This is a genomic window from Bacillus sp. 37MA (assembly GCF_000372765.1).
In the GTDB taxonomy this organism is placed as follows: Bacteria; Bacillota; Bacilli; order Bacillales; family Domibacillaceae; genus Domibacillus; species Domibacillus aminovorans.
In genome coordinates this window covers 883,295-907,000 of record NZ_KB889752.1, presented here as the reverse complement: position 1 = coordinate 907,000, position 23,706 = coordinate 883,295, and the positions used below count along the sequence as shown (strand labels likewise).

The window sequence follows — 23,706 nt, the reverse complement described above, 5'->3', positions numbered from 1 at the left end:
TGTCCACCTGCTTTAGAATGTTTCCAATGATGCCTACTGCTAAACAGTCATTTTCCAACTTGATAATGCTAACCAGTTTTCTAGTTCCTTATAATCGGGTATTATTTTTCCAACAAGGCGCCAAAAGGATCGATCGTGATTTAGATGGACCATATGGCACATTTCGTGAACGACTACGTAGTCGATCACCTTCAGTGGTGCCATTGCCAGCTTCCAATTAAATGTTAACTGCAGATTTGAATCACAGGTTCCCCAGGTACGGTTACTATCAGAAATACGGATAGAACGTGGTTTTATCTTAAAGTTGCTTTGATAGGACTGAATCCTCTTCTCTACTAACGCTTTACACTGCCTAGAATAAAATCGTTTTAGGGCTTGTTTTATTTTTTCTTCCTCAAGTTGCCTCACATGTATATGTAACTTATCCCCTTCAAACACTACATGGTCTTGCTTGATATTTATATCTTGAGAGATCTGTATGGGATAGGCGTTTCCTAAATAAAGAAGGCTCTCACCATGATCATAGACCTTCTTTTTTGGCCCAAGCATTCTATCCTTCATTTCTTTTGTTTTTTGCTGAATCCAATCCCATTTTTCCTCTAATAATTGAAGCACGCATTCATTAGGTGTCCCTTTAGGAGCCTGGACTTCAATATTTCCATAAAGATCTATATAAATACCCATGGATGTCCGCTTTTTGTACTTTATATCAAAACTAATGGTCTCACCGGAGTGTGTATGTATCATTTAATCACCTAGAGTATCTGTTTAATGTAATTTTCGCATTATGACTATGCATTGTGTTTGGTTGAGAAAAAATGCTTTGTTTCAAAGCTAAAAATGATAAAGTTGCTTTGGGATAGTTTCTCATGCAAATTTATGTGTAGAAGATGTTTCCTAATTATAATTTCTATTAAAAAGTTAGTTGATGCTCTCTTATTCCCTATATTTCACAGCTAATCCTTTTAAGAAATTCCTTGCGTATCTATCGCCGCACTCTTTATAATTCTTATGGCCTTTTTTTCTTAATAAAGCACTTAATTCTCCTTTTGTTATAATGACTCCTACTTCTTCTAATATCTCAAGCATATCCTCACTTGTTAATGCTAGTGCTATTTTCAATTTCTTTAGAATGAGATTATTAACACTTTCATTATTCTTTACAGACATTGCTTGTCTATCAGGCTGCCCTGGTTTTGGATCTTGTTTTCCTCTTTTAAAAATAATAAAGCCATTTAAAAACGACTCTAACATATTATTATTGCATTTTATTACTTCGTCATTTTCAGCTAGATCACCATCACTGTCAGCTTCATTAGGGTAACTGTTTTTTGATTTTGTGAGCATCTCTAGCACTTCTTCTTTTGTTACTTCAATGCCACCAAGTTTAAATATCTCTACCATATCCGTATTTTTTATATCCAGAGCATATCTTAATCTAATTAATATATCATCATTATTCATACTCATCGTTAAACCTCCTAAAATATTGACTATTTGCACAACAGTCAAAGCGTATTCTCTAAAACACTCCTAATTTCAATCCTTATCATGGTAAAAATATAATAGTATCACGAAGAATGGTCCTTAAGATCGTATCTCCAACAATACAAAAACCTGCCGCTTTTAAGTAATGCCCATTAAATTAATACTTTAACACTTTAAAGATATATTTTATAGTTTTACTTGAATTAATATTTATGGAACTTATCCCAAAAAACCTTTAGTCTGAGGGAACATTGAAATCATTTTTTGATTCATTCTTGTCTCTTTCATTGTGCCTATGGATCTGGTCCATATTTGTTAAACCCGGAAGTACACTTACAAGACTCCCCCTCTTTGTATAGAAATGGAAAATAACAAACCAAGACATTGCCACGGTACCATGAATTTAAGTACATCTCCACGAATCATGCTTGCCATAAAAATAGCCTGCAGCGTTAACTAAGAGAAAAAGCAGTGCTTTGATTTCTCAAATACACTGCCCATTTTCTGCCCCAAACTTATTTCACGAAAAAAAGCTTTCCCACATTCAACCTCCACAGGTAATAGGTAAAAAGCAACCTGAAAAATCCAAGTTTTCTCCATAATAAAAGCCCATGTGGCTCAAAAACTCGCCACACAGACTAATTTGTTTCTTGAGTTGCTACATACAAAATAACGGGAGAGTTTCCGCATAGTTGCGAAATCAATACGGATTGCTTCCCAACAAACTCCTTTGGGATTTTGCTTTCGTTCCCTTGTACTATTAGTAAACCGTAGATTGAGAAAAGCAGAGAGAACCATCCCCCTAATGCTTCTATATCAGGTACCGCAAAAGGTTCGGTAAGGATGGGTTGATGGCGCAGGCAGTGTGCAGTAATCAGCCTGTTCGGGAGAGTGCGCGTAGGGGCTTGAAAGAATATCAAGAAGGCGCTCCATCACGCTATAGTCTCCTTCCACTGCGGCTTCTAGTGCGGCTTCTACCCGGTGGTTCCGAGGGATTACCGCAGGATTGCTGTTCCGCATCAACTGATTCGGGGAGAATTTCGATTCCTGCTGCCTGCCTAGTCTCGCCTGCCAGAGCTCATGCCACTGAGCAAATTCTGGGGTCCCAAACAGGACCGTATCCTCCGGCGTATCAAAAGTTAATGCGCGGAAGGTATTGGTATAGTCCGCACGATACTTCTGCATCATGCTGAGGAGGTCTTCAATAAGGGATTTATCTTGTATCTCTTCGTTAAATATCCCCAGTTTTGCTCTCATTCCCGCGAGCCAATTAGATTGATACAACTCAGTAAAATCTGAAATCGCATCTTGGGCCAGTTTGACAGCCTGCTCCTGATTGACATGCAGCAGCGGCAATAGGGTTTCAGCAAATCGCGCGAGGTTCCATCCGGCAATCATCGGCTGATTGCCATAGGCATAGCGACCTTGAACGTCAATGGAACTGAATACCGTTGCCGGATCATACGTATCCATGAAGGCGCAAGGACCATAATCAATAGTTTCTCCGCTAATGGTCATGTTGTCAGTGTTCATCACCCCGTGGATAAAGCCAACCAGCTGCCATTTGGCAACCAGCGCGGCCTGACGCTTGATCACTTCCTGAAGCAGCGAAAGATATCGGTCCTCATCCGCTTCAACGTCTGGGTAATGGCGCTGTAGTGTATAGTCCGCCAGGACCCGAAGTTCCTCAACTGTGCCCCATTTTGCAGCATATTGAAAGGTGCCGACGCGCAGATGACTGGCAGCCACGCGGGTCAGAATGGCACCAGGCTGGTCGGTTTCACGGATTACTGACTCACCGGTTGTCACCACCGCTAGGCTGCGGGTGGTCGGAATACCAAGCGCATGCATGGCTTCACTGATGATGTATTCGCGCAGCATCGGTCCAAGCGCAGCTCGACCATCACCCCCGCGGGAGTATGGCGTTCTACCTGAACCCTTAAGCTGAATATCGACCCGCTCACCTAGGGGATTGATCTGCTCGCTAAGCAGCACAGCCCGGCCGTCCCCTAACATGTTAAAATGCCCGAATTGATGCCCAGCATAAGCTTGAGCAAGCGGCGTAGCGTCTTCAGGAATCCGGTTGCCAGCAAGCACCGCTACGCCATCTTCGCTTTGCAACGCCTGGACGTTCAACCCCAGGGATGTTGCCAACGGATAATTGATAATGATCAGCTCCGGTGAGCGTACAGGGATTGGGTTGAGGCTGGTAAAAAATGATTTCGGCAGACGGGCATAACTGTTGTCTAAGTTCCATCCTGTTTCTATTATTTCTTTTCTCTTTGTCATGGTATCTCCTTTTTTTCTTTTGTCTTTTTGTATCCTAGTTTTTTCTTTTACATAAAACAAAATCATTAGGCATTCTATGTTATTTTTAGTTATTTACTTTCTATATCAACACAAGGCAGCCCCTTTTTAATGTCTACTTCTGCCAATTTATTATACCCTTTCCACACAATGATGATGCCCTTTAAATATTTTTTAGTTACGTACTGAAATCAGAGACGTTATGGCTTAAAAATATGAAAGCGAATCTCCACCGCCCTTACTCGTTATATTCTTAACTGTGCGCTTCAACACTCCATATAATGTGGAATGGTTGGATTTGATTCAATAAGTTGGGCACAAAAAAGTGAGGATTATGCTGTCTTTCGAACTTGATCCTATGTTGCCGGTTCAACCTTCAACATCTGTTCAGGTAATAGGTAAAAAGCAACCTGGCTTTTTCCTCTATTTCCAAACTCACAAACCCAATCGGCTCAAGGGTCTGCAAAGCGGTCATCGGTGTTTCCCCATTTGCCCAATATAAAAAAAGAGAAAGTTTTCGAATCAATAGGCAATCAATACAGAGTCAATCATGACAAAACCCATAGAAATATGTGTTGCTGGAAAGTGTCCCATCCCCCATTCCCCAAAATACCCCTAACAGAAAAAATCCACTCAAATCATGGGACACAAAGAACCCCCTCAATCCCATCGTTTCCCCATCCCTAAAAAGAGAAATGGATAAAAACAAGACAAAGGTTTGTCCCAGATGTGAGAGGTAAGGGTATTGTCCAACTAGCTTCCAATCCGGATCCATGTCCGCTCCGTTGTGAATGAATTCGTTTTTGAAAATAACGTTCATTCACAATTTGAATACTACTGTTAACAAGCTAAAACGACTAAAACAGAAATTTACGTATACCCTTAATAAAATCAAAAAAGTCGATTTCCAAGTTAGGGAATCGACTTTAAATAATTTTATTAAACTAAAGCATCCATTAGTTTAAGTACATTACCTCACAAAATCAAAACTAATTAAGCTCTTTAATATAAAAGTAGGTATTACCCCTGATGAAGTAATACCTTGTTGCTTTTAATGTAGTATTTATTTAATTTTATTAATTTGTAAACAAATGAAGGTTGATATAATTAATAAAAAATCATCCGAATGGGCGTGGTTTTCCCATATCGATACACTCTGCTTCCCCCACCAGTTCTTTACCGCAACCGGCACAAAACTGGATATTATCTTCCCAAAACATGTACGTTATTTGATAGCATTCGTCGCACATCATGCGGTAAAAGGGGAGTTCTGACTCCACTCGCTTTGCAAAGTGTGCCAATATCTGTTTTGAAGCCTCTTTTGTGCCCATTGGGCAATCAATCTCAAATGCTTCCATTGTGCCTGTTAACTTTCGATTACACTTGTCGCAGATATGATTTGAATCAGCTGGACTGACTAGCGAACACCGTCTACACTTGCCACAACACACACTATATAATATTATCGTTATTTCCCCCTTAAATTGCCGCACATATTAAAAATTATTGGGTATTGCTACCTGAAAAATCACTATATATATATAAGATGCAGAGGGATAATAATGGGATACAGAGATAAAATACAAACTTTGAGAAAAAGCCGGGGGGATTCTCTTCGCTCTTTAGGGATGAAAGTTGGGATTCTCTGAACACAAGAAATAAAAAAAATTATGTAAAATCGCCTCTTTCTCTCAATTAAAAAACCAATTGCACCAAAAACATATAGACAATTGTCCCTCCTGCCATGGATAAGAGCATCTGTCTTCTCCAAAAGTGAAGCAATGCAACCACCGCTACTGCTATAAATTCAGGGATGCCATGACTGCCAGATAGAAAGCTCACATCCTTAAAACAATAAATAACCAAAAGCCCTAAAACTGCTGAGGGCAGTACTTTGCCAAGATATTTAATATACTCCGGTGTAGGTTTACCCGCTGGGAAAAGAATGAACGGTAAAAACCTTGTAAGCATTGTTCCTAAAACAACCATAGCGATCGTAATTATCTGCTGTGCTAAACTCATCGTCATGCCGCGACCTCAACTTTCTCTAAAGGTTTTCTAAAAACAGTAAGCATACTCAAGATCGCAATCATAGCAGGGATAATAAAATGGCTTCCGCCAAAAATCATTAGACTGACAGCTGATAGCCCAAGTCCTACAAGAGCACTATGATGCTTTTTCTCTTTCATCCACTGTTCAATAAAGATGACAACAAAGAGAGCCGTCATAACAAATTCAAGCCCTTCGGTATTGAACTGCACAAGAGATCCAAAAATACCACCAATCGCTGCTCCTATGACCCAATACAAGTGATTAAGTATTGTGACAAAGAACATAAACCAGCCCTTATCTATCCCCTTTGGGGCATCCACTGTGTAATTGATCGAAAAGGATTCATCACACAACCCATAAATCAGATAGAACTTTTTCTTCCCCGTTCCCTTATACCGATCCAACATGGAAAGACCATAAAACAAATGCCGTGCATTTACCATCAAAGTCAGAAATAGCGCGTTAACTGGGTTAAACGCGACAAGTAATAAATTGGCTGCAATAAACTCCATTGACCCGGCAAATATGAAGAGACTCATCAAGATCGGGTAAACGGCGCTGAAACCTAATGAATTCATATAAATTCCATAAGCAATTCCTAAAAATAAAAAGCCTGCAAATATGGGGGCTGTATAGGGAAAAGCCGCAAGAAATGCATTCCATACTTGATTTCTTTTTTTCATACAGTTCACTTCCTAACTTGCTAAATTTATTTTAATTTAACATAATAAATCCATACAAAGTACAAGATAATTGTATGGATTACAATTCTCTTTAAATAAATAAAAACTCTCATTTTGGTGAAATAAGGGTTTTAAGAAATGAATGAAGATATAAGAGGTGTAGTATGCCAGTAAACTCATTTGATAATTATCCGATGTCCTGGAAACCGGATAAAAAGGCATTAAAGCGTCCTTTTTATCATTCTATTGCGTCACTGCTTGAACAACATATTGTAAACGGCTTTTTAGCACCGGGAACCAAGCTCCCTCCACAACGAGAATTAGCAGATTTTCTGGATTTAAACTTTACTACTATTACCCGTGCTTACAAATTATGTGAGCGAAAGGGATTAATTTATGCAGTCACCGGAAGCGGGACCTTTGTCTCACCCAATGCTACCCGATCTATTGCCATGTCAGCAAATGAAACCACAAACTGGATAGACCTTGGTTTTGGCGCCTCTTTTGAGCAATCCAATGATATTGTAGCAGAGGTCATTCAAAAGGTTGCGGATAAAAGGTATTTGAAGCAGCTACTGAATTATAATGATCCGACTGGTATTCCACATCAAAAAACGGCCGGGCTAAACTGGATAGAATCTTTCGGTATCCGTACAGACCAAGAGCATATATCGATTGTTTCAGGCGCACAGAATGCACTGGCAATCACATTAACTGCCTTATTTGAGCCAGGTAATCGTATTGCAACCGACTTATACACGTATTCAAACTTTATCGAGTTGGCAAAAATGTTTCATATTCAGTTAATCCCTATTCCCGGAGATCAGTTTGGAATGCGGCCAAATGAACTAGAAAAACAGTGCTGCCAAGTAGATATTCACGGTATTTTTCTAATGCCTTCTTGCGGCAATCCGACTACGGTGATGATTTCAGACTTTCGAAAGCACGAGTTAGCAGACGTTATCCGTAGGCATCAGTTAATTTTGATTGAAGACGATATTCATGCATTTATGACGGCAGGAATAATCTCTGACTATCAGCAGCCCATGTTCAATTTACTTCCAGAACAGAGTGTTTATATTTGCGGGACCTCTAAAAGTATGTGCTCTGGATTAAGAGTCGCTTATATGGTTTATAGTGAAGTCTTGCGCAAGAGAATAATGCAGGCCATTTTTAACGTCAATGTAAAAACATCTTCTTTAGATGCAGAGGTGATTACGGAGCTTATTCTATCAGGCAGGGCTCATGAAATTGTCTCCCAAAAGAAACAGCTTGCACAGTCTGCAAATGATATTTATTCGGAGTATTTTCCACTCAGGAATCCTATTGGACATCCTCTTAGTTTTTATCGCTGGCTGTCTATTCAGGGACACCATGATGCAATACAGTTGGAAACAGATTTGAAGAGGCATGGTATTCGAGTTTTTCATTCTGATCGTTTTCTCAGTGGACAGACTACACCTGATAAGTATCTACGTATTGCGCTTTCTTCTACAAATTCATTAAATGAGTTAAAAATGGGACTGAAAATATTAAAACAGTATCTTGGCTGATACTCGATGCACACCGTGATTTTTGTAACTTTTAATCTTCACAAAATTAATTCAAAGGAGTAGGTGATATGCCTGCTCCTTTTTTATTGTATTAGTTCCAAAACTCTTAAGTTTCGACACTATTCATTCGACAAAATTAAAAAAGTTGATTCCCTAATTAGGGAATCAACTTTAAAAATCTTTATTCGACTAAAGCCCCCGTTTGTTAATTTTGAAGAAGAAGCCTTCCTTTGTTGAACTTAAGCCCCCATTAGCCAACCATGACGTATTGCTAATTAACAAGGAGCATACCTTTATGTGTATCCTATACAAAACTCGTTAATATAGTAGATTTAATTAACACTTCCTGATTTTAGTAATATTCTATAAAATCCGCATTAACTAATAGACAATTGAACAAGCATTGTTATTAATGGTGAATAAAATAAGATTGTACCACTCATTATTCATTCTTGAAGGAGGAAATTAATGGCTAAAAAGAAAAAGAAAGAATCTCTAAAAAAACCTCAGTTTGTTTCAAATTTTGATCCAATAGGTCCATTTAATGCATTCGTGAGATTTCTGGCACCAAATCCGGTCACCTCATTTAATCCTGTCAGCCGGCAGCCGAAGATCAATAATACGGCATTTATAAGCCCTTTCGTCAGTGTAATTGGAGATGTAACCATAGAAGACAATGTGTTTGTGGCCCCTATGGCTACTCTTCGTGCCGATGAAGGATTCCCTTTTTTCATTGGTCGCAACACCAATATCCAAGACGGTGTCATTTTACATGGATTACGGGACCAGCGATTTAAGGTAAACGGTAAAAAGTTTTCCATTTTTATCGGTGAAGGGGTAACGGTTGCCCACGGTGCAATTGTACACGGGCCAGTTGTGATTAAGGATGATGTATTTATTGGATTTAAATCCATTGTTTTTAATGCCATTGTCGGGAAAGGTTCGTTTATATCATCAGATGCGGTTGTTACAAATGGTGTTCGTATTGCACCGAACCGATTCGTGCCGCCGGGAGCTACTATTGATACTCAGAAAAAAGCAGATGCACTTAGACCAGTTCCTGCAGATCGAGAAGAATTTGCAAGGGAAGTGCAGGAAGTCAACAGGGAATTTCCTGCAGCCTATTCTTTAGAATTTGGCGATGTCCGATGTTCATGTGGACTCGCTTGCGACAATATCAAAAATAAAAACAAAAAGTAGTTATGTACCACCTGTTCATCTTTAGTTAACATAACTATTCTTATACGCGACCAAAAAAGTCTTGGATTTAATAGAATCCAAGGCTTTTTCATCGCAAGTTGTTTTGAATATAAAAAAACGCGGAGCAGCCGAAGCCACTCCGCCATTAAGCGCATTATCTTCCACCAAATCAACATTCAAGGAGACTATTTAATTTTGCGTAAAATCTCATCTTTACGAATATATAGATTGAGGAGAGATCTTTAGTGCAAGTACTTGTCTGGATCACCGCATTTTTTACTATATTGTCTTATTCCTCTTATAGTGGAAAAAATTGATTATTGGTTGGTTTCCAGAATTGTGTTTAAATAGAAAAGAGTCCTAGCTAGACAAATAAAAACTATTGGAGGATACATGAAGAAGATTATCGCTGCAACACTGCTTACCGTCACCCTAATACCATCTATCGCTTCGGCAGCCACCACATATACCGTTCAATCTGGAGATACAATGTGGAAGATTGCCAGCAAATATAAGGTGGGAACCTCAGAGATTATCACGGCAAACCCATCAGTAAAGAACCCCAGCATGATCTATCCGGGTCAGAAGCTAAATATTCCAACGGTTGACACAAGTGTAACAAATGCTGAAGCAGAAGTCATCCGTTTGGTTAATGTAGAACGTCAAAAGGCAGGACTTAAGCCATTGACACAAAACTGGGAGCTTTCTCGTGTCGCTCAAATTAAATCTCAAGACATGATGAAAAATAAGTATTTTGGTCATAATTCACCTACATATGGTACTCCATTTAATATGATGAAAAACTTCGGCATTACATATAAATCAGCCGGAGAAAATATCGCCAAGGGTCAAACGACACCTGCAGCAGTCATGAAAGCTTGGATGAATTCGTCTGGCCATAAAGCAAACATCTTAAGCAAGAACTTCACTCAAATTGGCGTAGGCTATGAGCCAAACGGCAATTACTGGACACAACAATTTATCCAGAAATAAAGATGAAAAAGGACAGGCTAATTAGCTTGCCCTTTTTCATCTTTGCGTTAAAAACCCTTTTAGTGAAAAATTGGAAGATAAGGTTTTACGGAAACTTTTCCTTGGATTTATTCAGATACACATTTTACACCATGCCAAGGAATATCCGATTTATGGTGTATGGATGCTCGATGAACTTAAGAAACATGGTTATAATATCAGCCCGGGTACCCTCTATCCTATCCTACATTCTATGGAGTCAGATGTAGGTTTAATAATTAAGAACCACTGCTATGCTCTCCTGTAGTTTCTATCGCAGCTTCCCAATTCGGAAAATGATACAATGCATTTTTCATTAGCTCTGGATATGACTTTTTTATTTGTTTCTTTCGAAGTTGCTCTCCGTCTCTTTGCTTTAGTTCAGAAATTTGATTCATAACTTCTTCAATGCTCATACTCACTTCCATTTACTTACCCCCCTTCCCTAACTTATTTTTATTTTCCCCATAATATTGGAAAGTCATACTCCGTTATTCCAGTAAAGTTGAATTTTATATAATGCCTTGTACAATCGTAAAGACAAACTCCCCCTGTAGACAGCAGCAATATGTTTTGTATTTAAAAAAGAATAATTGGAGTATCAGTATGTTCATGAGTTAGAGATTACCCGCAATTGTTTTAAATTTTTTTGCACCAGAACCAAAATTCGGTACCTGAGCAAATTAACAGTATTACGTATTTATTATTTATCTAATTAGTAGTAAGATAATATTCTAAAAAAAGAAAGAGGTTATCATATGCATTCAACATTATTACCGACAGAAACAACTAAAACAAAAGCTTTAGTCATCAATGCACTTTTCATTGCGTTAACCGTTGTAGCCACAATGTTCATCAACATAAAACTCCCAATAATGGGTAACGGAGGCCTAATCCATCTAGGTAACGTGCCTCTTTTTATAGCAGCCTTAATTTACGGTAAAAAAACAGGAGCCATAGCAGGCGCCTTCGGGATGGGCTTGTTCGATCTTATCTCTGGTTGGGCAATATGGGCACCGTTTACATTCATCATTGTAGGTACCATGGGCTTTTTAGCCGGCCTCATATCCGAAAAGGTACCCGGCAAAAGAATATTTGTAAACACACTGGCAGTGGCCGTTGCACTGATTATAAAAATCGTAGGCTACTATTTTGCCGAAGCTATCCTTTACGGTAACTGGATACAGCCAATCGGCTCTATCCCCGGAAACGTTCTGCAAGTCGTAATAGCCGGTATAATTGTAGTACCACTCGTAGGACGCTTAAATAAAAGAGCTAGACAGCTATAAAAGATTTAACAATGCGTAAGCCATCGGCATCAAAAATTGTACTAAAATAATCCCGTGGGTGAAAAAGGACGATATAACTTAAATTTAGATATTAAATCATAGGATAGTTAGTTCAATATAAGAGCTGACTATCCTTTTTTATTGGTTATTTTGTTTCAACAGAGTAAATACCTGTTCAGTCTAATCATATTCAGGCTCTTTTTTACCATTTTTCAACAAAAGATCCAACTACATATAAAAATGCACATTAATTTTCTACGCTCAATTAGTTAGTGTTATACAGTGTCTTGCATCTACCTAGCTATATAATTTCTCATTTACGTTGAGAATACTATTTTCCGCTTCCTTGACCCAGTTCCCCTCTGATATCCTGCTGTAAAACAGCTCTCCCCTACAAGAGTTACGCAGTTCCTCTTCTAAAGCTGCTCTTACTTTTAGTCCTTCCGATAATTCCAAGGTGCTAAGATGATTCAAAGATTCAGTGATGATGATCATTCTGCCGCCAAAGTCTCTCCATTTCAAATACATCATCAAATCCTGTACATCCCCTTTGGGTACATAAATATAAATGGGGTGGTATTGAACAAATATCGATCCCACAAATGGTTCTGCCGAAAATAGAGATTAAATTGTAGATTGGTTGCAACGATAGAGTCCGTTGCCAAAACGTTTGATTTCGGGTAATTTCGTTGCAATGACTAAATACCAACAAAAAAGAGCACCAAACAAACGCAGCTTAGTGCGTTCATTCAGTGCCCTCGGTTTTTCCGTTAGGCTATTTATTAAACTGTTTCAATATACTATCCCACATTGCATTTTACTTCAGGGCTCTTCAGGTTTAAATGCTGGATTTTTAAGTAATGCACCCGTTAGTAAATAGAAAGTTCCCAATTGATTGGGTGTGATATGTTATGATAATTAAGATTCGTTAACTGATTAATTATTTTGGTTAACATTTTATTTAATCGAACCTGTCGAATTGGGGGAAAATTATGTATAAGCTGCGAGGTCATCATCTTTTTTGCCTTTTGGGCTATAGGGGAATGGGCTATTCCCAAGAATACGTGGAAAATATGACACGTCTGCACCAAACCTTGAGAGACAACCCCAAGATGAAGATTCAACTTGTAAAGGGTCCCGATCAGTTGTGTGAAAAGTACCCAAACTCAGGTGAATACCACTGCCAAGACGACCATATTTATGATAGAGATGCCGCTATTTTAGAGAAATTAGGGCTTAAAATCGGACAAATTCTGAATTGGGAGGGCATTGAGTCGCTCATCCGAAAATATATCGTCCCCTCCGACATTCAAATTGTGTGTGAATCTTGTTCCTGGCGGTCATATGGAGTTTGTGAAGAAGGTATTCAAGAGATTCTTGAAGGAAAGGGCTTAAGGGAAGTTAAATAAGCCTTCCCCCCTTTTATTAAATAGTTCCGTTTTGAGGTGAAATGTTTAAACTAAAGGGTTCTGGTGCAAATTATGACTTGCAACCGCTTGTGTATCTTGCCAAACTTCAACCATTATAAATACATTTTCCCAAAGCTTCGGAGACTCAGGGAAACCAAAGATTAAATTCAACCGGTCGCGTACGAACATTTTCCCTTGTTCCTAATTTTTTGATGATACTTCTCTTGGCCGCCCTGCAAGGCTGAATCTTTTTTGATTTGGCAGTCTGTTTTTCGTTGTGTCACGTTCATCTTGTTACCTCCTATTTTCCTTTATATTGAGGAGAGCGTTTTTCTGCAAAAGCCCTTAAGCCTTCCAGCCTGTCCTCAGTGGGTATTAATGTGTTGTATGCCAGTTCTTCTATTTTCAGTCCGGTAGAAAGATCCACTTCTACCCCATTATTGATCGCAGCCTTTGCCTGGATAAGTGCAAGCGGGGCATTTTTCACCATAGATTCAGCAATCTTCAGCGCCTTCTCCAGCAGTTTTTCGCGTGGGACCGCATATTCAAGGATGCCAATGGCTTCGGCTTCCTCTGCTGTTAGCCGCTTAGCACTGAAGATTAGTTCCTTTGCTTTTCCAAGACCGATTAAGCGTGGCAGCCGCTGCGTTCCACCAGCCCCTGGTATGATGGCAAGGGATGTCTCGGTTAATCCAACTTTTGCTTCTAGCGCACCGACGCGAAGATCACATGCCAACGCCAATTCGAGTCCACCTCCGAATGCCACCCCATTCAAAGCAGCAATGACCGGCTGTGGCAATGATTCCACTTCATTCACTGTCGCACCAACCAATCGGACGGCTTGCTTGACCTCATTGTCCGTCATTCCTTTACGTTCTTTTAAATCCGCTCCTGCACAAAAGGCTTTTTCTCCGGCACCCGTCAGGATGACCACTCGAACGTCCAGATCATTTTTCAAATCATATACAATATCATTCAGATCATAGAGCATCTGCCTTGATAAGGCGTTGGCGGCATTTGGACGACTTAGTATGACGATAGCAATTCCGTCACTCCGCTTTTCAACTCTTACTGTCTTTTTTACGACCTCATTCATGACAAACACCCCTTTCTTCCTTTATGCAAAATATCCATTTGGTGACTATTCAGCTTTTTACCCAGTACTTTTTCAATAAGCTGAGCTGATTTCACCACTGCGTTGAAGTCAATCTCTGTTTCTATACCCATTTCATGGAGCATACACAGCAAGTCCTCAGTGGCGACGTTTCCTGAGGATCCTTTTGTATGCAGGCATCCACCTAATCCTCCAAGTGCACTGTCAAAAGTTGTGATTCCCATTTCAAGTGATTTCACTATATTTGCTAGTGCTGTTTCTCTTTTGGCATAGAAATGCATGGAAAGCGGGCTTGCTTCAAAATGATAGTAGCTTAGACTGGATATACTGGGTGCTTTCGCTCAGAGCAGACAACATACTTTGATGAATACGCCTCAAATCGATTCACTAACTCATCACGTAACGAATTGGTTGGAATAACCCCATCGATAATCATTTCGGAGGCTAGGCGGTAGATATCAATATCCTGCTTATATTCTTCCCGCTTTTGTTCAATAAAAGAGGCCCTTTCATTTTCAGGTAATTGAGCAATTCTTTTGGCGTACACGGCATTCACCGCGGCCTCCGGTCCCATGACCGCAATTTGAGCCGTAGGTAAGGCGAGACAACAATCTGGTTCAAACGCAGGGCCGGCCATGGCATAGAGACCTGCTCCGTATGCTTTACGGACGATAACCGAAATTTTAGGTACACTCGCTTCAGACATAGCGAAAATCATTTTCGCACCATGGCGAATGATTCCTGCCCGTTCCACCTTGGTCCCAATCATAAAACCAGGGACATCAACAAGAAACAGAAGCGGAATATGAAACGCGTCACAAAGGGTAATAAATTTAGCTGCCTTATCCGCCGTATCGTGGAACAACACGCCTCCCTTGACACGCGGCTGATTAGCAATGATACCGATCGGATTTCCATTCATTCGGGCCAACCCCGTGATGAGTTCGCTCGCAAATAGCTTCTTAATCTCAAAGAATGACCCTTCATCTATAATCCCATCGATCAGATCATACATATTAAACGAAGTATTCTGATTGGAAGGGATGAGTTCTTCCAACATTTTCTCGAAGCGTTTAGGTGCGAATGCTTCCTGGACCGGCGGTTTTTCAGAAAAATTAGCAGGAAAATAAGAGAGATAATTTCGGGCTATCGCAATGGCCTCTTCTTCATTTTTAGCCAGTACATCCCCGCATCCTGAAAGAGAACAATGCATACGTGCACCACCCATCTCTTCCAATGTTACTTTTTCCCCAATAACCATTTCTGCCATCCTTGGGGACCCAAGGTACATCGATGCATTTTTATCTACCATTATTACAATGTCACAAAACGCAGGGATGTAAGCTCCCCCTGCCGCAGATGGACCAAACAAAATACAAATCTGAGGGATTTTACCTGAAAGTTTGACCTGGTTATAAAAAATTCGGCCAGCCCCACGACGCCCAGGAAACATTTCTACTTGATCTGTAATACGTGCCCCCGCAGAATCTACAAGGTAGATGAGTGGCACTCTCATTTTTTCAGCTGTTTCTTGAATCCGAATAATTTTCTCTACGGTCCTAGATCCCCAAGAACCCGCTTTTATTGTTGAATCATTAGCCATAATACAAACAACCTGGCCGTTGATCTTCCCCATCGTAGTCACTACTCCATCCGCCGGAAGGTCCTCGGCTAAGCAGTTTGCGAAGAGTGCGTCCTCTAGCTCAAAACCCGGATCAAACAATAACTTTAAACGGTCACGAACAAACAGTTTACCCTGCCCTTTATTTTTCTGATGATATTTAAGGGCTCCTCCTTTTTGAATCCGTTCCATTCTATCTTGTAGCGTTTGCTGCATGAAGTTCGCATCAAATGACATTGTCTTTCCTCCCTTATTCCCTAATATTCTCCAACAAAGACGGGAGATCTTTTTCCTTGAAAGCTTATAGCCCTTCTAATCGCTCCTTCGTCGGAATGATTAATTCATAAACATTTTGCTCAATAGCAAGTTGGTTGCTTAAATCTACGTCGACCCTCTTATCAATAGAGAATTTAACCTGAGTAACTGTAATGGAACCATTCTGAACGATCTGATTAGCTATATCTGATGCTTTTTTAAGCAAGGATTGAGCCGTCATTACATACTCAACTAACCCAATCTCCCCTGCTTCCCCAACATCAATCCGTCTGACAGTGAAAATCAGCTCTTTAGCTCTTCTCTTCCCTTCCCTAGCCTATCCAGTCAAGCCGCAGACTTGAAGACTACGGCTTGGTAAAGGCCTTCCTACCTTATCCTGAATAAAACGGGATGCGCTAAGCAGCTTTTCCTGATTCACCCCTGTGTTAATCCCCATACTGTTCAGCATGTAAAGAAAATCTTCTGTAGCCACATTGCCAGATGCACCGGGTGCATATGGGCATCCTCCTAAACCGCCAAGGGAGGCATCAAATATGGTAATCCCCATGTCTAACGATACTAAAATGTTGGCTAATGCTATCCCATAGGTATCATGAAAGTGTAAAGCAAATTTATTTGCAGGAAAACGTTTTAATAAGACCTCTAACACCTCTTGTACTTGCTTCGGATTAGCCACACCGATGGTATCACCAAGAGACAGCTCTCCAATTCCCATCTCAAACAAAGTTTCCGATACCCTAATAACCTTTTCTATATCAACGATACCTTCATAAGGACATCCAAATACGGTTGAAACATATCCTCGGCTAGACTTTCCTGCTGATTGGGACTCTTCCACCACTTTTCTTAAAATAGGAAATGTATCCTCTATCGATTTGTTAATATTTTTCCGATTATGTGTTTCACTGGCTGACATAAACACAGCCACTGTATCAATGTTGGCTTCCAGCGCCCGCTCCAGACCTTGATGATTCGGAACAAGAGCCGTATAGGTTACACCCGGCACACGCGTAATGCCTGCTGCTACCGCAACAGCATCTGAAAGGGCAGGAATCCATTTCGGATTGACAAAGGAAGTAATCTCGATATTTTTCAATCCGCTCTCAGACAATTGATTGATCCAAGCGATTTTATCCTCCGTAGAAATGAACACCTTCTCATTTTGCAATCCATCCCTTGGTCCTACTTCTTTTATCATTACGCTGGTCGGCCAGTTCATCGCCACGTCTCCCTTCATCCCATTTAATATCTTTAGGGGATTACTCAAACTCTACCATTACATCTCCTTCATTAACAAAATCGCCTTCACTCACCTTTACTTCTTTGACAGTCCCACCGAAGTCCACTGCAATTGGAATCTCCATTTTCATCGATTCTAAAACGACCACATCCTGTCCTGCATCTACCTGGTCCCCAACTTTAACAAGAATCTTCCATACACTCCCCGCCATAATCGCTAATATTTGACTCATCTTTATTCCTCCTATTTCACGCGGTTTATATGGTTCCTTGTTTTTCTTATAAGTACTTTTCCACAAAGTTAGTTGTCGTATCGCCTGAACGGAATGCGGAATGTGCTGCCACTTCTTGTAACATCGGAATATTTGTTTTGATTCCCTCGACTTGATAATGGGCTAACGCAAATTGGAGACGATCAATCGCCTCATTACGCCCCTTACCTTTTATCACGAGTTTGGCAATCATCGGATCATAAAAAGGAGTAACGACTGACTTATCGCTCACTGCTAATTCATGGCGAATACCTGGGCCTTCGGGTAACACCAATCTCGTAATCGTGCCAGGTGACGGGAAGAATGTCTTCGGATCTTCAGCATAGATTCGTACTTCGATTGCATGCCCATCAAGTTTTACATCAGACTGAATAATATTTAAGGAATCACCGGCTGCAATCCGGAGTTGTTCTGCAACTAAATCCAATCCAGTAATTTCTTCCGTGACCGGATGTTCAACTTGGAGGCGAGTATTCATTTCAAGAAAGTAGAAATTCTTATCAGCATCAACCAAAAACTCAATCGTACCAGCATTTCGATATCCGATTGATTTGGCCGCCTTTACTGACGCCTCCCCCATCTTGCTGCGAGTAACTTCATCTAGAAACGATGAAGGAGCTTCCTCTACTACTTTCTGATGACGACGCTGTACCGAACATTCACGTTCCCATAAGTAAACTGTATTTCCAAACCCATCAGCCAAGATTTGAATCTCAATATGCCTTGGATTTTCTACATATTTCTCTACGTACATAGCACCATCACCAAAAAAATCCGTTGCTCGTTTTTGGTTCCCCCCAAACGCTTTACGAATTTCATCTGCACTGCGAACAATCTGCATCCCAATACCGCCCCCACCTGCTGAGGCTTTGAGCATAACTGGGTAACCCATACGATCGGCTACTTGCACCGCTTCCTCCGCGTCAGCTAATGGATATGTTATACCCGGAACTATTGGAATACCAACTTGTTCCATTGCCTTCCGCGATTCAATTTTGCTGCCCATGCGGGAAATAACTTCAGAAGAAGGACCAATAAATATAAGCCCCTCTTGCTCACAACGGCGAGCAAATTCAGCATTTTCTGAAAGAAGGCCATATCCGGGGTGGATTGCCTCCACTTCGGATAATCGGGCGACTTCTAAAATCTTATCAATGTTTACGTAACTCTCCGCTACTCGCGGACCTCCAATTAAATAGGCCTCATCGGCCATTTTGACATGTGGCGCCTCCGCATCGGCTTCTGAGTAAACCCCTATCGTAGAAATACCCAAAGACTTGCACGTTCGCATAACCCGTACTGCGATTTCTCCTCGATTAGCGACCAGAACCTTTGTAAACATTCTTTACCTCCTCCTTTAAGAAAGGCAATTTCTCTGATTGAAGACAGCCAGGTGTAGATGTTTTTAACTCAGGAATGATCTCATACTCTTTTAAATATGATATTTTTCTTAACAGCCGATTTGACGAGCAATAACCATTCGTTGTACTTCAGAGGTTCCTTCACCGATCTCTAAAAGCTTAGCGTCACGGAAAAATCGCTCCACTTGATACTCCTTCATATAACCATACCCTCCATGGATCTGTACGGCTTGATCACATACTTTCATACACATTTCCGAAGCATATAATTTAGCCATGGCTGCTTCCTTTTTAAATACCCTTCCTTGATCTTTCAACCATGCCGCTTTGTAAACCATGTTGCGAGCTAATTCAATATTCATAGCCATGTCAGCCAGCTTAAATTGAATGGCTTGAAACGCAGATAAGCTGTTACCGAATTGTTTTCTTTCTTTTGCATACTGAAGCGATTTCTCATAAGCTCCTTGAGCAATCCCAACAGCCATTGCTCCGATCCCGATTCTTCCTCCATCAAGAGTAGCTAAAAACTGCTTAAACCCATTTCCTTCTACACCAAGAAGATTTTCTTTGGCGACGCTTACATTTTCAAAAATTAGCTCCGTTGTATTTGAAGAATGAAGTCCCATCTTTTCATAATTACTAATCACAGTAAATCCTGGCGCATCAGTAGGTACAATAAACGCACTAATTCCATTAATTCCTTTTGATCGATCTGTTACGGCAGTGATTGCGAGATTTTTGGCATAGCTTGCATTGGTAATAAAACATTTAGAACCAGAAAGCACCCAGTGATCCTCTTTAAGAATCGCTGTTGTTTGTGTTCCGCCTGCGTCAGAACCAGCATTTGGCTCAGTCAGACCAAAAGCACCCAAGTACTCCCCTGTACAAAGTGGCGTTAAATATTTCTCCTTTTGCTCATGCGTACCAAATAAATGGATAGGTGCTCCACCTAATGAAATATGTGCAGAATAGGTGATACCTGTAGATCCACATACTCGACTTAACTCTTCTACAACAATAGCAAAGCTGATTGTATCTGCATCACTACCACCATATTGTTCAGGAAAAGGAAGACCCATTATCCCTAGCTCTGCTAATTGATCGAATATCTCCTTTGGAAATTCACCTGTACGATCCCTTTGATCTGCACCTGGAGCAACTTCAGCTTCCGCAAAATCACGAATCAACTTACGTATCATGGTTTGTTCTTTCGTTAAATCAAAATCCATTAAACTTCGATCCTTTCTTTTTTCATTTTCATAAATTTTATTAATACTATCTAATTAGTTGGTTAAATGGAAATACCCATTTTAGATTTTCCGTTCCATGAAAATCAAAAAAATTTGTAGTTTTTACACAAAAATACTGTTGAATGATTAATTATATAAAATAAGATTGATAATACAATTTGTGGTTTGTCTTATAATCTATAAAGTATTCTTGATTTTGTTATTTAATGCTATTTATTTTTATGCTGTTTCCTTCCTGATTTAAAAGCCCGATTTCCCTGGCTTTTATTCACCTTGATTTTTCTTAAATCTTTGTCTATCTGCGCTTCTTCCAAGTTCTTGAACAATTAAAGATGCATTAGATCCTGTAGGATACGTATTGAAAGTTTGTACATAAAAAAATCTATTTCGGTAGTGGCATCAAAAAATGCAGGAAATTTATGAGGTAGCCAAGAACACTCGTGATTTTAATCATGAGATGAATAGGCTTTGGATAAGGCGTGTCTTATGACACGTCAATTATCCGATAGATTTTATACTTTTTATGTATTTTATAGAAAATCAAAATGTAAACTCTTACATAAGAGAAAAATTGAGGAGGGATTTTTGTGGGCAAAGTGATGACATCCTTTCAAAAAGCGGTTTCAGACATTCAAGACGGCGCGACGCTTATTGTTGGTGGATTTGGTTTGTGCGGTATTCCAGAATTCTCTATTCAGGCACTTCGCGAACAAGGGACAAAAGATTTAACCGTTGTAAGCAATAACTGCGGCATAGATGACTGGGGCCTTGGCCTTCTTTTGGCTAATCGGCAAATTAAAAAAATGGTGTCTTCTTATGTAGGAGAAAACAAAATTTTTGAACAGCAGTATCTAAGTGGTGAACTGGAAGTAGAGTTGGCGCCTCAGGGTACACTCGCGGAACGGATGAGAGCTGGCGGAGCTGGTATTCCGGGCTTTTACACGGCAACTGGTATTGGGACACCCATCGCAGACGGAAAAGAAATTAAAGAATTTGACGGGAAAACCTATCTTCTTGAACGAGGAATCGTTGGGGATTTTGCGCTCGTGAAAGCCTGGAAAGCAGATACTCTTGGCAACCTTATATACCGTAAGACGTCCCGCAATTTTAATCCACTGGCAGCGATGGCAGGAAAAATCACGATTGCTGAAGTCGAAGAAATAGTAGAGGCGGGCGAGCTAGATCCGGATGCAATCCACACGCCAGGTATTTTCGTACAGCGTATTCTGGTGGGCACTAACTATCAAAAGCGGATTGAGCGGCGGACTGTTGGACAAGCATAACCCGATAAAAGGAGCGGATGAAAATGAAAGACACACGTTTAACGATTGTTAAAAGAGCGGTGCAGGAAATTAAAGATGGGATGAATGTCAACCTCGGAATCGGAATGCCGACACTGGTCGCAAATGAGATTCCTAAGGATATCAAGGTATTATTGCAGTCGGAAAACGGACTACTTGGCATCGGTCCTTACCCGATAGATGGTGAGGAAGATCCGGATTTGATCAATGCAGGAAAAGAAACGATTACAACAGTTCCTGGATCCTCTTTTTTCGACAGCGCTGAATCATTTGCGATGATTCGTGGCGGTCATATTGATCTTGCCATCCTTGGCGGAATGGAAGTGTCCGAAAAAGGTGATCTTGCCAACTGGATGATTCCGGGTAAAATGATCAAAGGCATGGGCGGCGCCATGGATCTTGTCAATGGAGCTAAACGCATCGTCGTCGTCATGGAACATATAAACAAGCAGGGCGAGTCGAAAATAAAAAAAGAATGTACTTTGCCTCTGACGGGTAAAAGCGTTGTACACCGGTTAATTACGGACCTTGCTGTATTTGATTTTACACCGGACGGCATGGTACTGATTGAAACAATGGATGGTGTGACCATAGAGGAAGTGAAAGAAAAAACGGAAGCAGCATTTCACGTTTCTGCAGAATTGTTGGAGGGTGAGTAAATGGTCAAAACAGTGATTTTAGACGGCGCGCGTACACCAATTGGTAAATTTGGCGGCACTCTTTCTTCATTACAGGCATCAGAACTTGGCGGTATTGTCATGAAAGAAGCTCTACAGCGGTCCGGTTTGAAGCCCGAAGAACTCGATGAAATTATTTTTGGCAATGTGCTGCAGGCCGGTCAAGGACAGATTCCTTCACGGCAGGCTGCACGAGCTGCGGGCATTCCATGGAATATTAAAACAGAAACCATCAATAAAGTTTGCGCATCCGGCCTTCGAAGTGTCACTATGGCAGACCAAATCATTCGGGCCGGCGATGAAGAAGTAATTTTAGCCGGTGGCATGGAGTCGATGTCAAATGTGCCTTATGCAGTGTTGAAAGCAAGATGGGGGGCACGCATGGGCGATACACCGATGGTTGACTTAATGATTCATGATGGACTTTCATGCAGCTTTACCGGCGTTCACATGGGGACATATGGAAACACAACAGCTGAAGAACTCCAGTTGTCTCGTGAAGAACAGGACAATTGGGCTGTACGCAGCCATGAACGAGCAATTGCAGCCATTGAAAAGGACACGATAGCAGAAGAGATTGTTCCGGTTGAAGTGCCGCAGCGAAAAGGGGCTCCAGTTATCGTAGATACAGATGAAGCGCCACGTAAAGACACAACGACAGAAGTGCTCGCAAAACTACGTCCAGCATTTGGCAAAGATGGTACGATTACAGCCGGGAACGCGCCCGGCGTTAATGACGGCGCAGCGGCACTTGTATTAATGAGCGATGAGCGGGCAGCAAAGGAAGGGAAAAAAATACTTGCAACAGTGATTAGTCATGCAGAAGTTGCGGTTGAAGCAGAAAAATTCCCACAAACCCCGGGCCTTGTTATTAAAGAGATTTTAAAGAAAACAGGCAAATCTATTGAGGATATTGATTTGTTTGAAATAAACGAAGCGTTTGCAGCTGTTTCGCTGGCCAGCAGTAAAATCGCTGGCATTGATCATGAGAAAGTGAATGTAAATGGCGGTGCCATCGCATATGGTCATCCTATTGGCGCAAGCGGAACACGTATTATTTTAACACTCGCGTATGAGCTGAAGCGACGCGGCGGTGGCATTGGTATCGCAGCGATCTGCTCTGGCAGCGGGCAAGGTGATGCGATTATGATTGAAGTAAAGAAGAATTAAGCTAGTCATGGTTCCACAGTACTGTCAATTATTATTCTATTCTCTTTCTGCATTACAAATTGAAAATTTTAAATAGCATCAAAGAAAAAAGGAACAGCTTTTGCTGTTCCTTACCGTTTGCCTGGCGGCGTCCTGCTCTCACAGGGGGAAACCCCCAACTACCATCGGCGCTGAAGAGCTTAACTGCCGTGTTCGGGATGGAAACGGGTGTGACCTCTTCGCTAATGCCACCAGACTGTATAAAATGGAAAGAAATTATTCCTTCAAAACTAGATATTATTCGTATAAGTAACCGACAAACCGCGCCATACGGTTGATTCTTGTCTTCCAGCGTCAGACGCTCGAGAGCGCCTGCGCTTTTATTGGTTAAGTCCTCGATCGATTAGTATTCGTCAGCTCCATGTGTCGCCACACTTCCACCCCGAACCTATCT

General features: G+C 40.8%; 25 protein-coding genes, 1 rRNA gene and 1 pseudogene. 9 read left to right on the top strand and 18 right to left on the bottom strand.

Annotation, left to right across the window (positions count from 1 at the left end; genetic code table 11):
* Positions 1-39: 39 nt before the first annotated feature.
* From A3M5_RS0105045 to azlC, 6 genes are all read right to left on the bottom strand, one after another.
* Positions 40-747 carry a M48 family metallopeptidase gene (locus A3M5_RS0105045; protein WP_018392674.1) on the bottom strand — a complete coding sequence of 236 codons (708 nt, stop codon included), beginning with the start codon at positions 745-747 and terminating at the stop codon, positions 40-42.
* Positions 748-936: 189 nt separating this feature from the next.
* On the bottom strand, positions 937-1,470 hold the full coding sequence (locus tag A3M5_RS0105040) for a YehS family protein (RefSeq protein WP_018392673.1): 534 nt from the start codon (positions 1,468-1,470) through the stop codon (positions 937-939).
* Between the two features lie 834 nt (positions 1,471-2,304).
* Positions 2,305-3,777 (bottom strand): protein adenylyltransferase SelO, encoded by a 1,473-nt coding sequence (locus A3M5_RS0105035; RefSeq protein WP_018392672.1) that lies wholly within the window; start codon positions 3,775-3,777, stop codon positions 2,305-2,307.
* Between the two features lie 1,136 nt (positions 3,778-4,913).
* The gene (locus tag A3M5_RS0105030; protein ID WP_018392671.1) at positions 4,914-5,153 is read right to left on the bottom strand and encodes a hypothetical protein; all 240 of its coding nucleotides are present in this window, start codon (positions 5,151-5,153) and stop codon (positions 4,914-4,916) included.
* Positions 5,154-5,490: 337 nt separating this feature from the next.
* Positions 5,491-5,823, bottom strand: coding sequence for a branched-chain amino acid transporter permease (locus A3M5_RS0105025; RefSeq protein ID WP_018392670.1), 333 nt, complete (start codon positions 5,821-5,823; stop codon positions 5,491-5,493).
* A complete protein-coding gene (gene azlC, locus A3M5_RS0105020; protein WP_018392669.1) occupies positions 5,820-6,530 on the bottom strand; it encodes an azaleucine resistance protein AzlC in 711 nt (236 codons plus the stop codon). Before azlC ends, A3M5_RS0105025 begins: the two co-directional genes overlap by 4 nt.
* Before the next feature lie 164 nt (positions 6,531-6,694).
* Here azlC and A3M5_RS0105015 point away from each other — a divergent pair, with 164 nt between their 5' ends.
* The 4 genes and pseudogenes from A3M5_RS0105015 to A3M5_RS24380 all read left to right on the top strand — a co-directional run.
* Positions 6,695-8,083 (top strand): aminotransferase-like domain-containing protein, encoded by a 1,389-nt coding sequence (locus A3M5_RS0105015; RefSeq protein WP_018392668.1) that lies wholly within the window; start codon positions 6,695-6,697, stop codon positions 8,081-8,083.
* A gap of 468 nt (positions 8,084-8,551) precedes the next feature.
* Entirely contained in the window at positions 8,552-9,283 is a 732-nt protein-coding gene (locus tag A3M5_RS0105010) for an LbetaH domain-containing protein (RefSeq protein ID WP_018392667.1), read from the top strand.
* A 393-nt stretch (positions 9,284-9,676) separates the two neighbouring features.
* Complete coding sequence (safA, locus tag A3M5_RS0105005; protein WP_018392666.1) at positions 9,677-10,276, top strand: SafA/ExsA family spore coat assembly protein; 600 nt, start codon at positions 9,677-9,679, stop codon at positions 10,274-10,276.
* Between the two features lie 70 nt (positions 10,277-10,346).
* Positions 10,347-10,538, top strand: a pseudogene (locus A3M5_RS24380) (PadR family transcriptional regulator); the annotation flags it as partial.
* Here A3M5_RS24380 and A3M5_RS0105000 read toward each other — a convergent pair.
* The gene (locus tag A3M5_RS0105000) at positions 10,534-10,722 is read right to left on the bottom strand and encodes a hypothetical protein (RefSeq protein WP_018392665.1); all 189 of its coding nucleotides are present in this window, start codon (positions 10,720-10,722) and stop codon (positions 10,534-10,536) included. The pseudogene A3M5_RS24380 and the gene A3M5_RS0105000 overlap by 5 nt on opposite strands.
* Positions 10,723-11,052: 330 nt before the next feature.
* On the opposite strand from A3M5_RS0105000, the gene A3M5_RS0104995 reads away from it, so the two are divergent.
* Entirely contained in the window at positions 11,053-11,583 is a 531-nt protein-coding gene (locus tag A3M5_RS0104995) for an ECF transporter S component (RefSeq protein ID WP_018392664.1), read from the top strand.
* A 297-nt stretch (positions 11,584-11,880) separates the two neighbouring features.
* Here A3M5_RS0104995 and A3M5_RS0104990 read toward each other — a convergent pair whose 3' ends face one another.
* Positions 11,881-12,183, bottom strand: a complete 303-nt coding sequence (locus A3M5_RS0104990; RefSeq protein ID WP_152333505.1) for a hypothetical protein — start codon at positions 12,181-12,183, stop codon at positions 11,881-11,883.
* Between the two features lie 392 nt (positions 12,184-12,575).
* Between A3M5_RS0104990 and A3M5_RS0104985 the strand changes: the two genes are divergently transcribed.
* The gene (locus A3M5_RS0104985; protein WP_018392662.1) at positions 12,576-12,992 is read left to right on the top strand and encodes a DUF1284 domain-containing protein; all 417 of its coding nucleotides are present in this window, start codon (positions 12,576-12,578) and stop codon (positions 12,990-12,992) included.
* A gap of 167 nt (positions 12,993-13,159) precedes the next feature.
* On the opposite strand, the gene A3M5_RS26390 is transcribed toward A3M5_RS0104985, so the two are convergent.
* From A3M5_RS26390 to A3M5_RS0104940, 9 genes are all read right to left on the bottom strand, one after another.
* Positions 13,160-13,282: a hypothetical protein gene (locus A3M5_RS26390; protein ID WP_018392661.1), complete on the bottom strand. Its 123-nt coding sequence runs from the start codon at positions 13,280-13,282 to the stop codon at positions 13,160-13,162.
* Positions 13,283-13,293: 11 nt separating this feature from the next.
* Entirely contained in the window at positions 13,294-14,088 is a 795-nt protein-coding gene (locus A3M5_RS0104975; RefSeq protein ID WP_018392660.1) for an enoyl-CoA hydratase, read from the bottom strand.
* A complete protein-coding gene (locus tag A3M5_RS0104970; RefSeq protein ID WP_018392659.1) occupies positions 14,085-14,387 on the bottom strand; it encodes a hydroxymethylglutaryl-CoA lyase-like TIM-barrel protein in 303 nt (100 codons plus the stop codon). Before A3M5_RS0104970 ends, A3M5_RS0104975 begins: the two co-directional genes overlap by 4 nt.
* 32 nt (positions 14,388-14,419) lie before the next feature.
* Complete coding sequence (locus A3M5_RS0104965) at positions 14,420-15,943, bottom strand: acyl-CoA carboxylase subunit beta (RefSeq protein ID WP_196803581.1); 1,524 nt, start codon at positions 15,941-15,943, stop codon at positions 14,420-14,422.
* A gap of 85 nt (positions 15,944-16,028) precedes the next feature.
* Positions 16,029-16,268, bottom strand: a complete 240-nt coding sequence (locus A3M5_RS23645; RefSeq protein ID WP_231373263.1) for an enoyl-CoA hydratase-related protein — start codon at positions 16,266-16,268, stop codon at positions 16,029-16,031.
* A 51-nt stretch (positions 16,269-16,319) separates the two neighbouring features.
* The gene (locus A3M5_RS0104955; RefSeq protein ID WP_018392656.1) at positions 16,320-17,222 is read right to left on the bottom strand and encodes a hydroxymethylglutaryl-CoA lyase; all 903 of its coding nucleotides are present in this window, start codon (positions 17,220-17,222) and stop codon (positions 16,320-16,322) included.
* Positions 17,223-17,262: 40 nt separating this feature from the next.
* Positions 17,263-17,475 carry an acetyl-CoA carboxylase biotin carboxyl carrier protein subunit gene (locus A3M5_RS0104950; RefSeq protein ID WP_018392655.1) on the bottom strand — a complete coding sequence of 71 codons (213 nt, stop codon included), beginning with the start codon at positions 17,473-17,475 and terminating at the stop codon, positions 17,263-17,265.
* Positions 17,476-17,521: 46 nt separating this feature from the next.
* A complete protein-coding gene (locus tag A3M5_RS0104945) occupies positions 17,522-18,856 on the bottom strand; it encodes an acetyl-CoA carboxylase biotin carboxylase subunit (RefSeq protein WP_018392654.1) in 1,335 nt (444 codons plus the stop codon).
* 108 nt (positions 18,857-18,964) lie between these two features.
* Positions 18,965-20,104, bottom strand: a complete 1,140-nt coding sequence (locus tag A3M5_RS0104940; RefSeq protein ID WP_018392653.1) for an acyl-CoA dehydrogenase — start codon at positions 20,102-20,104, stop codon at positions 18,965-18,967.
* 608 nt (positions 20,105-20,712) lie between these two features.
* On the opposite strand from A3M5_RS0104940, the gene A3M5_RS0104935 reads away from it, so the two are divergent.
* The 3 genes from A3M5_RS0104935 to A3M5_RS0104925 are packed head-to-tail and all read left to right on the top strand — an operon-like array spanning position 20,713 to position 23,273.
* Positions 20,713-21,408, top strand: a complete 696-nt coding sequence (locus A3M5_RS0104935) for a CoA transferase subunit A (RefSeq protein ID WP_018392652.1) — start codon at positions 20,713-20,715, stop codon at positions 21,406-21,408.
* Positions 21,409-21,431: 23 nt separating this feature from the next.
* Positions 21,432-22,085: a CoA transferase subunit B gene (locus tag A3M5_RS0104930; RefSeq protein WP_018392651.1), complete on the top strand. Its 654-nt coding sequence runs from the start codon at positions 21,432-21,434 to the stop codon at positions 22,083-22,085.
* A complete protein-coding gene (locus A3M5_RS0104925; protein WP_018392650.1) occupies positions 22,086-23,273 on the top strand; it encodes an acetyl-CoA C-acetyltransferase in 1,188 nt (395 codons plus the stop codon).
* Between the two features lie 119 nt (positions 23,274-23,392).
* Here the strand turns inward: A3M5_RS0104925 and rrf are convergent.
* Positions 23,393-23,508 (bottom strand): 5S ribosomal RNA (rrf, locus tag A3M5_RS0104920).
* Positions 23,509-23,706: the final 198 nt, after the last annotated feature.